At 56.0% G+C, this 13,775-nt stretch carries 12 protein-coding genes; 2 read left to right on the forward strand and 10 right to left on the reverse strand.

All coding sequences use genetic code 11. From position 1 onward, the window contains the following. Positions 1–48: 48 nt before the first annotated feature. The 8 genes from NTD82_RS05275 to NTD82_RS05310 are packed head-to-tail and all read right to left on the reverse strand — an operon-like array spanning position 49 to position 6,949. Positions 49–591, reverse strand: a complete 543-nt coding sequence (locus NTD82_RS05275) for a cytochrome b (RefSeq protein WP_262127991.1) — start codon at positions 589–591, stop codon at positions 49–51. A gap of 51 nt (positions 592–642) precedes the next feature. Beyond that, positions 643–2,037 carry an ATP-binding protein gene (locus tag NTD82_RS05280; protein WP_262127992.1) on the reverse strand — a complete coding sequence of 465 codons (1,395 nt, stop codon included), beginning with the start codon at positions 2,035–2,037 and terminating at the stop codon, positions 643–645. Further along, positions 2,034–2,696, reverse strand: coding sequence for a response regulator (locus NTD82_RS05285; RefSeq protein WP_262127993.1), 663 nt, complete (start codon positions 2,694–2,696; stop codon positions 2,034–2,036). Before NTD82_RS05285 ends, NTD82_RS05280 begins: the two co-directional genes overlap by 4 nt. 2 nt (positions 2,697–2,698) lie before the next feature. Then, complete coding sequence (locus NTD82_RS05290) at positions 2,699–3,340, reverse strand: tetratricopeptide repeat protein (RefSeq protein WP_262127994.1); 642 nt, start codon at positions 3,338–3,340, stop codon at positions 2,699–2,701. Continuing rightward, entirely contained in the window at positions 3,337–4,143 is an 807-nt protein-coding gene (locus tag NTD82_RS05295) for an SDR family oxidoreductase (RefSeq protein WP_262127995.1), read from the reverse strand. The genes NTD82_RS05290 and NTD82_RS05295 overlap by 4 nt, the downstream gene beginning before the upstream one ends. Further along, positions 4,130–4,810 carry a TenA family transcriptional regulator gene (locus NTD82_RS05300; RefSeq protein WP_262127996.1) on the reverse strand — a complete coding sequence of 227 codons (681 nt, stop codon included), beginning with the start codon at positions 4,808–4,810 and terminating at the stop codon, positions 4,130–4,132. The genes NTD82_RS05295 and NTD82_RS05300 overlap by 14 nt, the downstream gene beginning before the upstream one ends. Positions 4,811–4,818: 8 nt before the next feature. Beyond that, positions 4,819–6,282, reverse strand: a complete 1,464-nt coding sequence (locus NTD82_RS05305; protein ID WP_262127997.1) for an AMP-binding protein — start codon at positions 6,280–6,282, stop codon at positions 4,819–4,821. Beyond that, a complete protein-coding gene (locus NTD82_RS05310; protein WP_262127998.1) occupies positions 6,272–6,949 on the reverse strand; it encodes a thermostable hemolysin in 678 nt (225 codons plus the stop codon). The genes NTD82_RS05305 and NTD82_RS05310 overlap by 11 nt, the downstream gene beginning before the upstream one ends. 308 nt (positions 6,950–7,257) lie before the next feature. Here NTD82_RS05310 and NTD82_RS05315 point away from each other — a divergent pair, with 308 nt between their 5' ends. Both NTD82_RS05315 and NTD82_RS05320 read left to right on the forward strand, forming a co-directional pair. Next, positions 7,258–7,467, forward strand: coding sequence for a hypothetical protein (locus NTD82_RS05315; protein WP_262127999.1), 210 nt, complete (start codon positions 7,258–7,260; stop codon positions 7,465–7,467). A gap of 1,293 nt (positions 7,468–8,760) precedes the next feature. Next, a complete protein-coding gene (locus NTD82_RS05320) occupies positions 8,761–9,018 on the forward strand; it encodes a helix-turn-helix domain-containing protein (RefSeq protein WP_262128000.1) in 258 nt (85 codons plus the stop codon). 460 nt (positions 9,019–9,478) lie between these two features. Here the strand turns inward: NTD82_RS05320 and NTD82_RS05325 are convergent, their stop codons facing one another. Next, positions 9,479–12,583 (reverse strand): HsdR family type I site-specific deoxyribonuclease, encoded by a 3,105-nt coding sequence (locus NTD82_RS05325; protein ID WP_262128001.1) that lies wholly within the window; start codon positions 12,581–12,583, stop codon positions 9,479–9,481. Continuing rightward, on the reverse strand, positions 12,576–13,775 hold the full coding sequence (locus NTD82_RS05330) for an AAA family ATPase (protein ID WP_262128002.1): 1,200 nt from the start codon (positions 13,773–13,775) through the stop codon (positions 12,576–12,578). The genes NTD82_RS05325 and NTD82_RS05330 overlap by 8 nt, the downstream gene beginning before the upstream one ends.

Raw genomic sequence — 13,775 nt, forward strand, 5'->3', positions numbered from 1 at the left:
TGTGCTTGAAGGCCTTTTATACGGCTGCAACAAGGTCTGTAACCGACCTCAACGACCAGGCAACATGCGTTTCAGGGTGTTGTCCTTGACCCAGTAGTGGTGCACGAGGCCCGCCAAGGCATGCAGGCCGATCAGCCAGTAACCGGCGCTTCCCAACCATTCATGCCAGCCCTTGAGTTGTCGGGCCAGGACAGGATCCAGAACGAGCGGCGATGGAAACGTAATATCCCAATAAGGCAGCGGTTTACCTGCTGCGCTCAGCATCAGCCAAGCCAGCAGCGGTGTAACGATCATCAGCCCGTACAGCGCCAGTTGCATGAGGTTTGCAACTTCGTTCTGCCAGACCGGAGGTTGCGGTCGTATCGGGGGGCGGGGGGTCAGACGGCCCAGCAGGCGGACCCAGACCAGCGCGAAGACCGCCAGGCCCAGCAGGCCATGGAACCCCAGCAGCGATCCCTTCAGGACATGACCCTTGGGCAGGGCCCCGCGCAACTCGATACAGGCATAGATGCCGATAAACAGGATTACCATGCCCCAGTGCATGATGATGGACAGGCGACCGTAACGGTCAGTACTTGAGTCGCGCTTCATGTCATTGGCCTCTCGGAGTGGAACAGACGATGCCAAGGTGCCATCTGAAGCTTAAGGAAGTCTGAAGTCCGCAGTGGTAACACGCTCAAGCGGGATCGACAGGGTCGCGGCAAGTCCACCGCACGATCGGTTTTCAAGGCGCACCTGCCCTCCCATGCGCTCAACGATTGTGGCGACGATAGATAGCCCGAGGCCAGCGCCATTGGGGCTGTTCCGGCTGTAGAAGCGCTCGAAGACCCGCGACAGGCTGGCCTCGTCGATACCCGGACCTTCGTCTGCGACGGTTAACTCTGCCTCACCGTCTAACTGCCTGAGCGACACCGTGATACGCCCTCCCGCCGGCGAGTGCTCCACCGCGTTGGCCACCAGATTCTGCAATGCAATGCCCAGCACGCCCGCATCAACGGCCACGTGGAGCTCGCCCTCGCCGATGTCCAGTGAAGGTTCCAGGCCACGGTCGAGAATCCAAGGGGTCAACTCCGCCAGCGTATCGGTGAGCACCTGCGCGAGATCGATCGGGGGGCTCGCACGTTGTCCAAGGCGCGGTTCCAGGCGGGCCAGGGTCAGCAACTGGTTGACCACCCGGGCCAAGCGATCGACACCGCAGATCAGAAAGCCCAGGGCCTTTTGCCGTTCGGCTTCGGTGGTGGCCGCTTGGGCGTTTTGCGCATGAAGCCGCAGGATGGCCAGCGGTGTGCGCATTTCATGGGCCGCGTCGGCGATGAAGCGATGCTCGCGACGCAACAGGTCTTCGATCTGTGCCAGCAGACGATTGATCGCCGCCTGCATGGGCTCCAGCTCCGATGGCAACGGCACCAGTTGCAACGGCTCCAGCGAATCGGCATGCCGGGCGCGGATGACATTGGCCATGTTCTGCAAGGGTTGCAGGCCCCACCCGATCGCGGCCCAGACCAGTAGGGCGAGGGCCAGGCTGCCGATCAGGAAGGGAAATAGGGTATGACGGACGATCCGGTCAATCAGGTCGTAGCGGACATCCTCCCGTTCGCCGACCCAGATGACCCAATGCCGTTGCGGTACAGGCAGGACGAAACCGCGCCATTGCTCACCATTGACCGGGAAATCGGCAAAGCCCGAAGAGACTGGAAGCGCCCCCAAGGACGGGGCGCTGGGGGTGTTAACCAACAGTTTTCCGGCATCATCCCAGACCTGAAAGGCCAGTTTGCTTTCATAGGGATGACCAACCCTATGCCGCCCAGCCTTGCCTAAGGCGTCGTTGAAAGCACGGTACAGTTCCTCACGGCTGCCGTCCTGGACGGGAATGCTCATTACGCCCTCTAGCAGGCGTGCATTCTGCGCAAGATGGGCATCATAGACCTCGGTGATTTCGCGACGGCTGTCATGGTAGTTGTACAGCGCCAACAGGCTAGTCCCCAGCACAAGTAAAAGCATTACCCGCCACAGCGTTCGCTGGCGCAGCGAGCTCATGCCTTGCCCTCGACCAGATAGCCGATACCGCGCACAGTGCGGATCAGGCCGTTGAACAGCTTCTTGCGCAGGTGGTAGATATTCACTTCCAGTGTGTTGCTTTCCGGTTCTTCGTCCCAGCCATAGAGCAGTTGGGTCAGGCGCTCGCGGGTGAAGACCTTGCCCGGTTGAGCTAGTAGCTCATGCAGCAGTACATACTCCTTGGGCGTGAGGATCACCGGCTCGCCGTTGTAATGCACTTGCTGGGTCGCAGGGTCGAGGCTGACGCCGACATGTTCGATCAGCACCTTGGCACGCCCCGCACTGCGCCGCAGCAAAGCACGCAGGCGGGCCTTCAGTTCGTTAAGGTCGAACGGCTTGACCAGATAATCATCGGCCCCTGCATCAAGGCCGGTAATACGATCCTCAGTGGCATCCCGGGCAGTGAGGATGAGAACCGGCAGGCTATCACCCCCAGCTCTTACCCGCCGCAACAGTTCGATACCATCCAGGCGCGGTAGGCCCAAGTCGAGGATCGCTAGATCGAACGCCTCATGCTGCAATGCATGCAACCCGCTCGCCCCGTCCCGCAGCCAGTCGAGGGTATAGCCCTCCTGGCGCAAACCATCGCAGATCCCCTCGCCCAGCGCGGTATCGTCCTCAACCAGCAGCAGCCGCATAGTCAGTCCTGTTTGTCCTTGATCGCCTTGAGTAAAGCATCGATATCGCCGCGCCGGCCCTGGTCGGCCAGCTCGCGTCCAGGCCGCAGTGGCGCCTGCAAGGCTTTCTCCAGCGCCAGGCGGGCTTCACCGTAGCGTTTTTGCCGGAACAGATGATCGGCCCAGAAGTAGTTGCTGTCGATACCGTTGGGGTTGATCTGCAACGCCTTGCGCAACAGCGTCTCGGCCTTGTCGCTATCACCGAAGCCGATCGGCCAGCCTGGCACCTGGTCGTACAGGGTGCCCAGGCTGGTGTAGGCCGACCCCTGCAGCGCATTGGCATCCAGTTTGATTGCCTGCTCAAGGCTGGCCCGCGCCGCCTTGACCTTGCCCAGTGCGCCCAGCCCACCGGTAGCACCAGCCCAACTGCTGTTGATGATGCCTTCCCAGATCAGCGGCTCGGCTGCATCGGGGTATTGATGAGCAAAGCTAGCAGCATCGCCGGCCAACTTCTCAAACGCTCCTGCACGCTGTTCTTTGGGCGTCTGGTACTGGATCTGCGCCCAGCGTTGCTGCAACTCGCCGAGATGCTGAGTGCCTGCCTGGTCCAGCGCCCAGGTCAGGGGGCTGAATGCCAGCAGACTTGCTACAAAAAAACGTTTCATTTGATCGACTCCTTGGAGTGGCTACCGATGTGCCGGCGGATCACCGGTAATTGCTTGCGCAGTGCTCGATCGACCACCCCTGGCAACATGCCGTTGAGGCGCACGAAGAGCTTTTCCGGCCAACCCAAATAGAGTTCGCTACGTTCGGACTGCACAGCCTCAAGCACAGCCCTGGCAACGTCCGCTGGATCGTCCATACCGACCTTGAGAGCCTTGTTGAGGGCTGTAGCGGCGCTGCTGTTCATGCTCGTGCGCGTGGCCCTGGGTGCGGCGTACAACACGTCAACGGTGGTATCCGCCAGTTCCCGGCGCAGTGCTTCGGAAAATCCGCGCAGGGCAAATTTGCTGGCGCAGTAAGTGGCGTACCCCGGATAGCCGATCGAGCCGTAGGTCGAGCCGACATTGACTACCAGTGCCCTGGCCTGTGCCCGCAGTAGCGGCAGGCAGGCTCGGGTCAGTTGCAACGGAGCCTTGAGGTTGATGTCCAGCAGTTCGTCGAGGGCGTGTTCGTCCAGTTGGTCGAGCAAGGCGAAGCGATTGATTCCGGCAGCATTGATCAACACATTGACCCCGCCGATTTCCCGGGCCCGGCCAACTACCAGCTCACGGCCTTCGGCAGTGCGCAGGTCGGCGCTCTGCCAATACAGCCGGTGCGGGTAGCGCTTTAACAGACCGCTCAGTTCGCCCATCTGCCGGCTGACCGCCAAGACCCTGGCACCGGCGGCACAGAGTTGCTCAGCCAGTTCCAGGCCGATGCCACCACTGGCACCGGTCAGGATCACCACGGAATCAGACAAGCGCATGGCGCACCTCAGGTTGGCCCACCCGTGGCAGGCTCTCGAACATCACGGTGTACAAGCGGTACACCACCTTGGCGGCATGGATCACGGCCTGCTGGTCGGCTGGGTCGTCCAGGCGATCCATCAGGTTGCGGTAGGTGACCATGTGGTCCTGGTCCAGGGCGCCGTGGGAGCTGAGGTAGCTGAAGGCCTTGTCCGGTAGGGCCAGGGTGCTCTGGATGGTGCCGGCCGCCTGGGTTGCCAGGGCGATGCTGGTGCCCTCGAGTACGTTGACCATGCCGAACAGGCCGACCGGATTGCCACGAGCGATGAGGTCGTAGAGGTAAGCCACCATCAGTTCGATGGACAATGACGGCCGGCCATCCCGCACGCCCTCCCAGTCACCGCCGCAGGCCTTGATATCGTTGAGGATCCACTGCTCGTGGCCGTACTCCTCCTCGATGTATTCGCAGACCGCGCCGCGCAGCCACTCCAGGCGCGATGGCAGGCGTGCGCCGCAGGCCATCATCAGTGGCACGGTGTGGCGGACATGGTGGTAGGCCTGGCTCAGGAACGCGATGTAGCTGTCCAGGCTGACCTGGCCGGCCAGCGCCTCGCGGATCACCGGAACGGCGAATAGCGCCTGGCGTTCCTGGGCGGTCTGTTGTTGCAGGGTGTCGAAAAAGACCATGGAATACCTCATAGCGGAATGTCGGATAACAGGGTGTGGTAACGCTTCAGGATCGCCTCGCGGCGCGGGCGACCATTGGCAGTCAGGGTTTCATTGCGGCTATCGAAGGGGACCGGCAGGCGCCGCCAGGCATGTACCCTGGCGTAATCGGGCAAGCGGGCGTTGCACTGCTGCACGGCCTGTTCGATGGTGTCGTCACTGGCATTCGGATCGAGCGGCCAGAGCAAGGCGCTGTTGCGCGACAAGCCCTCGCCATGGACGAAGGCCTGGGCCAAGACTCCGCCCTGGGTCAGTTCGGCTTCCACCCATTCGGGGTTGACGTTGCGTCCGAAGCTGGTGATGAACTGGTGCTTCTTGCGTCCGTTCAGGTACAGGTAGCCCTGCTCGTCGAAGTAGCCCAGGTCGCCGGTAGCCCACCACTGCCCCTGGAATACGGGCTCCTCCAGGTAACCCAGCAGGGTCGATCCGGTCACCATGACTTCGCCGTCCTCGGCGATGCGGACCTGCACGTGCGGCAACGGCTTGCCGACGCTGCCAGGCCGTACCGCCTCCGGGCGGTTCAATGCCACCACCGATGCGCACTCGGACAGGCCATAGCCCTCGAACACGGGCAGGCCGACCGCCTCGGCGCGAGCCAACAGGTCAGGGGAAACCCGGGCACCGCCAACGGCGACGAAGCGCAGAGGGCCGACCGGCATCAGTCCGCGCTCGATAGCGGTCACCAGCCCCATCAACAATTGCGGCACCAGGATCAGACTGTGCGCACCGCTCAGGGCAACGGCACCGAGCAAGCGCTTGAAGTCCACCTGGCTGGCACCGCCTATGCCCAGTTGCGCTTGCGGATAGAGCAGCACGCAGGCTCCGGCCATCAACGCGGCATAGACGCCGAGGTTTTCCAGCAGAACCCCTAGCGGCAGTACCGCCAGGTAGCGATGCGCAGCAGTTTCACGGCTCGCCGCCTCCAGCTCGCGGGCCACCCGCAGCATAGTGTCGGCGCTCAGGCACACCCCCTTGGGACGGCCGGTGCTGCCGGAGGTATAGGTGATCTTGGCGGTACCCTCGGGCAACGCTGCGGATACCGTGACAACCCGCGTCCAGAAACTATCGTCCTGGTTGAAGCCTTGCTCGATAAGGCGCTCGTTCCATTGTTCCTCGACCAACGCCAAGGTAGCGCCGCTCTGCTGAAGGCAATGCTCGAACTGTGCAGTGCTGAAAAACGACGGGATGAATACACATGGACGTTCAGCGAATAGCGCCGCCAGATCCCAGAGCAAGGCCTCGGGCCCGTTTTCCAAGGCCAGGACCAAAGCCCCCGGCGCCTGCTCGCGCAAGGCATTGGCACGTGTGCCTACCTCAACCAGGAGTTCCATCCAGGTCAGACGTCGAGTAGGACCCTGCAGGACGACTTCGTCGCTCCGGTCCCGGGCATTTATCGTCAATAGCTGCTGAAAACGCTCCAATTCATGCGGCATGACCAGCCTCCTGGGTGATCGCCGGTAAGCCCAGGCGCTGGAATACCCCTGCTCGGGTCAAGGCGTCGAAGCCATAACCGATATTGCCGGCGAAGACCTGAGGGCGCTGGGCGTAGTAAGTACCCCACTGGTCCTGCTCTCCGTCCAGACGACCGGGATCGGCCACTGCTAGCACGCTGGGCTGCAGCCCCAAGCGCTGGAAGCTGTTGATCAGCGAGGCAGCACCTGTGAACGCGACCCACGTCAGTCCCCTGATGGCCAACAACCAAGTGACCACGATGATGATAATTCGGGCGCTGCCAGCACTCAGCGACGCCAGATTGCCCACTTCGACCAGGCAATTGCGCTCCAGCGGAGCGCCTGCCAGCCGTGAAACAGCAACCTCCAGTGGCTCGTCCAGATAGCGCTCGAGAAACAACGGCCCGGCGTGGGCCGGACGAACGCCGGCTGCTGCGATCAGCCGCCCGTGACGGTCGTGCAGCGCCAGTAGTTCCGGCAAGTAATGCTGCACATCTGCCTGATGGATAGCGGCGAAACATTCGTGAATGAAGTGCTCCAGTTCCCCGCGACCAGGATCATGATCTCGGTGAAGGGACAACTGCGCGTGATGCTCGGCATGGCTGCCGACAGACAATGGGAGCAGGCTGCTCCATTTAAGCTGGGTCATGAAACTCCCCCCGATTGGGCTCGACGGGGGTGAGTATCGGCGTCGAATCTGAAGGGAGTCTGAAGGACCTGACAAACCCCTGACTTACTGACATGAGTTGAGAAGTGCAAGCGTGCCCATACTCATTAGCGCTACGCAGGTCGGCTTCACGAACAAGGCGTCAGGACTTTGCCCGCTTCTTTCGGGCTTGGGCGGGCTAAAATGGTCGAGGTCGTTTCCGGAGTTGGAACAGAAACCTACGACCATCCATCACTGTGGTCTGCCAGATTCGGAGCTAAGCTGAAGTCTCAGTACCCGGATAACCATCTATGAAGCAGTCACTTTCTGAGGCTATCGTTTCGTTGGAGCCTTTGACTAAAGAGGCGACCGAAGCGCTGCGCCGCTATCACGATGCTCAGAATGCGGGAGCAGCACCTGATGAGGTCGAACGCCTCCGGCTTTTAGCCGAGAGCCTTTTTCAGGCGGTTTCTGCGTATCAGGCAGGCTTGCTAGGCGGGCCCATACCATCTTTTCACTGACGCATATTCAACGATAGTTATCTTCCCCCGGCCTTTCTGGTAGGCCGCTTTGGGTCAAAAGCTCCAGCATAAGAATGTCCGCTATCGACCCATTGCAGACGTTCCCGGACGCCCAGGCACGCATTCCCAGTAAGCGGAGCGAATGACTTGAGTCGTCCCAAAGCGGCCATTGGTGGAAGGCCGCGGTCGGCCAACAACGGAAGGTTATCTATGGCTTGGCAAGCTTCTCTTGTAGCTTAAGTTGGCTACCAAATCAGGGGCGACTCACTGCTGGCAGATATTTTGACGAAAGCTGCTCAACAGGAAAAGCGGATAGTGATCTATGACTACCGCCGATCACATAAAGACCTGCTGGTCGCTCACTATTCAAATATGTCCCGCTTACGGATTCAAAACGGACAGAAAAAAATTAGCCCTTTCTGATTATGGAGTTTGTCTTGATAAGGCGGGCAGGCGCATACGAGACACGCTTTGCTTGTACGTATAACAGACTGTGACAGGTTTGCTCCGGGGTGTTTGCCACTCCTGATGGCGAGGCGTCAGCCATTTTCCCGAGGAGCTGCTATTGGCCGGTTGCAGCCTGTGACCAAGGACCACATCAACTGATTGCGGTCACTCGCAAGGGCAGCTTTCCCCTCTAAGAGACACGACTACATCCCCTCGGCTTGCCCCCTAACTCATCTATCCACGGATGCGAGACTTGATTGAATCAATCACCCTTTCCGGCATGGCGAACTACAGCCCCTAACACAAGAAACGACTCAAAGCCCGAAGGCCGTGAATCACTTACCAAGCGTCAAAAGGGGCAGAAATCGCAATGTTTCCCACGGAAATTTCTCGACTTTTAGGTGCCTTAGTCCGCTTTTATTGCTGCCGGCATCAGAGTTCGAATAGCGTGAATCGCTACCATGTCAACGCCTGCACCATTTGTGACTATGAGCTGAACCCACTCCTCCCCTGTGAGGCATTCCCCGGTGCTGATCAGGTGTCCATAACGCTGCAACGCCCACTCTAAATCATCCACCATTTCAGGGTAAGAAGGACCTCCCTCAAAACGAATCGACAATCGCCCCAAGGCCGAGCGACTGACCCCGTACACCTCATTGCGCTTCGAACTCGGCCGCCTGAGGGAGATTACATCCCTGACCCATCGTCCCACCGTAGTCCATACCTGCACCATGCGCCCTCCCTCGTTGAGCGCATGCTATACAAAACCCAAATCGGGATAAACCCGCTTTGGGATAATTCTAAATAAGGTTTATTTAGATCACCGGCCTCGATCCGGTGACTCAGATGAAGAATTTCCGTTCCACCCCCTACCAGCGACTAATCGCATTGCTCGTGGACGCACGCAAGGACGCGCAGATGACGCAGCAGGATCTCTCTGCAAGGCTTGGAAAGCCCCAATCCTATGTGTCCAAGTACGAACGAGGCGAGCGGCGCCTGGATGTAATAGAGTTCCTCCAGATCGCGCTCAATCTGAAAGCGGATCCATACCTGCTTTTACGTGAGCTCGAACCTCTGCTGGCGGCTGAGTCATCTCAGGAGTAGCCGAAAGGCGCAAACCTTTCTCGCCACCTCCACTAAGAAGTTCGTCAGCAGCGGGCATACTGTATCCCTGCGTGTATCCCTGAAAAGCTATAGCTCGCAGAAAGCAAACAGGCAGCGGTGGCTAAAGCCCAGTTCAAACGCCACCGGCCCACCACTTCATCATCTAAAGACGTCCACGGACGTCTTTTTTTGTGCCTGAAATCCAGTAAATACGGGGCTTTCAGCGCCATTAGTGTCCGCGAGCGTCCAGCAAGATCTATGTCTTTTGGTATTCCAGATGGTATTCCTCTGCTTCGACAAAGATGACCAGCCAATGGGGTATCTGTTGCAATAACAGTTCTGATCCCCGTTGCGCAGGCCAAAATAGGCGCCTTGCTCATTCTGAGGAACCCAGAAAATCGAATAAACGGCATGAGGTGGACAGAGGGCTACTGAGCTCCCTATCCGCCTCATGCCGCTTTTATTTAATGCTCCCACCCACACCTTTGAACTTCTCGACAAACGCAGCGATCTTTTGGAACACGCTCTGCTTCTTGGTCAGGTATTGAGGGTTCAGCGGGCTCATCTTGGGTAGTACGGCGTTGAGTTCTGTACCGCTGTCGCTGGCGAACTCCCGCTTCAGAGAAGTGGTGATATAGCGTCTGGCCGCTTCTGCATTGAGGTTCTCAGCGCTAATAAGCTCCTGAGCCTCTCGTTGTTGTTCCGCTTGGGCGAAAATGAAGAAGGCGTCTATCACACTGGCCTTATCGCCAATCTGGTCAAGGTCGGTTTGATTGATGAAGTCCACAAGCAAGCTCTCTTTGGCGCGGTTGCCCAGACTTGCGCGAATCACGCGACGTACTTCATCCACTAGGTCGGACTTGCTCTTGATCTTTTTGTTGTGCTCGAAGATCAGCTCTAGGATGTAATCTAGGTTGATTTCTTGCGACTTGAGCAGGTCCACCTCAAAGACCACATCATCCCAATCGATAGTCGATTTTTCTTTATCGTTGGAGAATTTCTCCCGACGCAGCCAGTCGCGAACATCGTTATAGGTTGAACGATAGTCCTGAATTTTCCGTTCTGCTGGTATCTTGATTGCTTGCAACGCAGCCAGATCCTCATCGTTTAAATAGTGCTTAGTCTTGAATGCCTCGACTGCCTCCGGATCATTGAGGTCGACACTTTGCAAAGCCTTCAGGCTGGCAAATTCATCGTAGTTCTGCAGCACGTTCTCAACGCGCAAATATTCGCCGAACAGTTTTGCGAAGGCTTTTTTATCGGACTCTTTTTCAATGGCTGAAGGGTCAGGAAAACGCTGTTCCAACTCATTCACCACTCCCACAAAACCGCGCCGTGCTTCACCTGTCGCCACATCGGTAAAGCCCTCCATGTATTCCTTATAGCTCTTCTCCAACACCACATTCTTGGTGCTTTTATCTCCAAACAAGGTAATGGCATCGATGGTCGCCTGTTCCAGATCTCGGAAAGTAACGATATTGCCAAAGGTCTTGGTGGCGTCGAAAATTCGATTGGTGCGCGAGTAAGCCTGCATCAAACCGTGGTAGCGCAGGTTCTTGTCCACAAACAGGGTGTTCAGCGTGGGGGCGTCAAAGCCGGTCAGGAACATGCCGACCACGATCAGCAGGTCAATTTCCTTGGCTTTGACCTGCTTGGCCAGATCACGGTAGTAATTCTGGAAGCCATTGCTGTCCACGCTGAAGTTGGTTTTGAACAGCGTGTTGTAGTCGACAATGGCCGCGCTTAAGAACTCCTTGGCACTGCTGTTCATGGCAGCCACATCAAAACTTTCGTCCTGAATGTCGCCAATCGCATCCTGCTCCTCATTGGCAGCGAACGAGAAGATAGTGGCCACCCTCAGTGGTTTGTCGCTGCTCTTCTGCAGTTCCCTGAAGCACTCGTAGTACAGCTTGGCTGCATCCACGCTGCTAACCGCAAACATGGCGTTGAAGCCTTTTGTCGCAGATTGCAGGCGGTGGGTTTTCTGCCGGAAGTTATTCAGGATGTACTGCGTAATCTCGCGGATACGGTCGGGGTGCAACAGGGCTTGCTTGTTCTCTGCCGCGCTCAGCTTTTTCTCGTCCTTTTCGGTTTCGATGGCTTTGAACTGCGGGCGCACATCGTTGTAGTCCACCTTAAACTTGAGCACCTTTTCATCACGAATGGCGTCGGTTATTACATAAGAATGCAACTCCCGACCAAACACGCTGGCAGTAGTGTCTGCGCCCAGGGCGTTTTGCGGGAAAATCGGCGTGCCGGTAAAGCCAAACTGATAGAATTTTTTGAATTTCTTCTTCAGATTTTTCTGAGCTTCGCCAAACTGGCTGCGGTGGCATTCATCAAAAATAAACACCACCTGCTTGTTGTAGATGGGTAGGTCGCCTTCGCTCTTCATCAGGTTATTGAGCTTCTGGATCGTGGTGACGACAATCTTGTTGTCGTCCTTATCCAGATTGCGCTTCAGGCCGGCGGTAGAGTCAGAGCCATTCACACTATCCGGTGAAAAACGCTGGTATTCCTTCATGGTCTGGTAATCCAGATCCTTGCGATCCACCACGAAGAACACTTTGTCGATGAACTCCAGCTCGGTAGCCAAACGTGCCGCTTTAAAACTGGTCAGCGTCTTGCCTGAGCCGGTGGTGTGCCAAATAAAGCCGCCGCCCTCAAGCTGGCTCCAGCTCTTGGCCTGATAGGCGCTGTTGATCTTCCACAAAATTCGCTCAGTGGCGGCAATTTGGTAGGGACGCATTACCAACAGCGCATTGCTGACATCAAACACCGAATAATGCAGCAACACATTGAGCAGGGTATTTTTCTGAAAGAACGTAGCGGTAAAGTCTTTCAGGTCTTTGATCAGGCTGTTATCCGACTTTGCCCAATTCATGGTGAAGTCGAAGCTGTTTTTGTTGCGCTGGGTGGTGTTGGCGAAATAACGACTATCGGTGCCGTTGGAAATGACAAACAGTTGCAGATACTTGAACAAAGACTGCTCGCTGTTAAAGCTTTCTTTGCTGTAACGGTGCACCTGATTAAAGGCTTCGCGAATCGCCACGCCTCGCTTCTTCAGCTCCACCTGCACCAGCGGCAGACCATTGACCAAGATCGTCACATCGTATCGGTTGGCATGGCTGCCCGCTTGCTCAAACTGCTTGATCACCTGCACCTTATTGCGGGCAATATTCTTTTTATCCAGCAGATAGATGTTCTGAATATGACCATCGTCAAACACAAAGTCATGGATATAGTCATCATGGATCTTGCGGGTTTTATCGACGATGCTGTCGCTGGGTCTGTCCAGATAGGTTTCAACAAAGCGCTGCCACTCGCCTTCAAGAAACTGCATGCTGTTCAATGCCTGCAACTGCTCGCGCGCATTGGACAGAAGTTTCGCAGGCGTGTTTAAACCAAGGGCATACTCGTAGCCCTGATTCTGCATGTCTTGAATGAACTCTCGCTCTAGGTCGCCTTCGCTTTGGTAGTATTCTGCGACCTTCCATTCTTGGGTGTATTTGTCCAGAACGATGAAGCTATTCGATTCGGCGATGGGCTTTGTGTAATCAACCATTTTGATTTTCCTGTTGCCAAAATCTGTAGGTGTTCGTCAAGTGATTAAGCAATAGCGCGACCGTATTTTTTTCTGGCTCACTGGGCTCGGCGACGGTTTCATGGGATAAGGTGCTATGACTGGTAAATTGAATAATAAATTTTAAATAGGTTTGTTTATCATCCGGCAAAAGCTCCGCCCATCTTGGATAGCCCAGATAACTGGCTGTTTTCTCATACAAATTACGCAAGAGTGTAAAGTGATATTTTTGCACCTGATTATCAGCAATTGCTTTCTCAAGAATTTTCTTAAGGTGCAAGTGATAGGAAAAACTCGTATCGGAGTCACCCTGCTTTTCAGCCAGATCAAAGGTGCCATCCTCAAGTCGCCCTAGCATGTAACAGGTTTTATTTTTTAGCTCATTGTGCAGTACGTTATAAAACAGCGGACTATGCGTTGTAATGATGAACTTTAGAGAAGATTGACTGGATTTTATCAAGCTCGCCAAGTTGACAGCCAATTCAATTAAATGATTCTCATCCAGAGAGCTGACTGGATCATCAATAAACACGTATTCCAACTTATCGAACTGGTTGGTTTCTCTCTCGCTAGGCTCGACGATATTTAAAATCGTTACCACCTGATCTAGCAGAGTGTGAAAAACGCTCCAGATAAAGTTGCTTTCTTCACCTTTTGATATTTTGATATGACCGGTACGCTCATCGTCACCTCGCTCTAATGAAAAGCTAACTTCAGTAAAATCTTCGCTGAAATGCGGAGTTAGTTTGTCATTCGCATATCGCTGGAAGTATGTAACGATGTTTCTATCTTGACCCAGATCTTTGAGTAGAGTGAGCAGCCAGTCTGTATAAGAATTGGGCTGAATTTTGAGTTTCGGTTCTGCATCACTCTCCAGATCGTTATCCCAATAAAACAAGTCCTCCGTAAAAGCGTTGTAATAAAGGACCTTGTTGCGCGTCAACTCATCCTGATTGGGTTCACCATCGCCCTCATTGTCATCGGCTTTGGGCGCAATCAGCTGCTTGAACTCCCGTGAAAGGCGTGTCTTGCCTGTACCGTTAAAGGCATATATCAACTGCACCTTTGGAACCGGCTTGGCTTCTTCAACCTCCTTGGTTTTTTCAGGTACAGTTTTTTTAACTGTTTTTGGTGTACTCAGTTGTTGAGCAATTTCCGTTAGCGTCTTGCTCAT

Origin of the sequence: Pseudomonas sp. 5P_5.1_Bac1, from assembly GCF_025466015.1 — a bacterium.
Taxonomy (GTDB): domain Bacteria; phylum Pseudomonadota; class Gammaproteobacteria; order Pseudomonadales; family Pseudomonadaceae; genus Aquipseudomonas.

What these genes read in the sequence shown, in the direction of transcription:
- NTD82_RS05275 (WP_262127991.1), bottom strand. Translation starts at nt 591, where the DNA reads ATGAAGCGCGACTCAAGTACTGACCGTTACGGTCGCCTGTCCATCATC.
- NTD82_RS05280 (WP_262127992.1), bottom strand. Translation starts at nt 2,037, where the DNA reads ATGAGCTCGCTGCGCCAGCGAACGCTGTGGCGGGTAATGCTTTTACTT.
- NTD82_RS05285 (WP_262127993.1), bottom strand. Translation starts at nt 2,696, where the DNA reads ATGCGGCTGCTGCTGGTTGAGGACGATACCGCGCTGGGCGAGGGGATC.
- NTD82_RS05290 (WP_262127994.1), bottom strand. Translation starts at nt 3,340, where the DNA reads ATGAAACGTTTTTTTGTAGCAAGTCTGCTGGCATTCAGCCCCCTGACC.
- NTD82_RS05295 (WP_262127995.1), bottom strand. Translation starts at nt 4,143, where the DNA reads ATGCGCTTGTCTGATTCCGTGGTGATCCTGACCGGTGCCAGTGGTGGC.
- NTD82_RS05300 (WP_262127996.1), bottom strand. Translation starts at nt 4,810, where the DNA reads ATGGTCTTTTTCGACACCCTGCAACAACAGACCGCCCAGGAACGCCAG.
- NTD82_RS05305 (WP_262127997.1), bottom strand. Translation starts at nt 6,282, where the DNA reads ATGCCGCATGAATTGGAGCGTTTTCAGCAGCTATTGACGATAAATGCC.
- NTD82_RS05310 (WP_262127998.1), bottom strand. Translation starts at nt 6,949, where the DNA reads ATGACCCAGCTTAAATGGAGCAGCCTGCTCCCATTGTCTGTCGGCAGC.
- NTD82_RS05315 (WP_262127999.1), top strand. Translation starts at nt 7,258, where the DNA reads ATGAAGCAGTCACTTTCTGAGGCTATCGTTTCGTTGGAGCCTTTGACT.
- NTD82_RS05320 (WP_262128000.1), top strand. Translation starts at nt 8,761, where the DNA reads ATGAAGAATTTCCGTTCCACCCCCTACCAGCGACTAATCGCATTGCTC.
- NTD82_RS05325 (WP_262128001.1), bottom strand. Translation starts at nt 12,583, where the DNA reads ATGGTTGATTACACAAAGCCCATCGCCGAATCGAATAGCTTCATCGTT.
- NTD82_RS05330 (WP_262128002.1), bottom strand. Translation starts at nt 13,775, where the DNA reads ATGAGCAAGACGCTAACGGAAATTGCTCAACAACTGAGTACACCAAAA.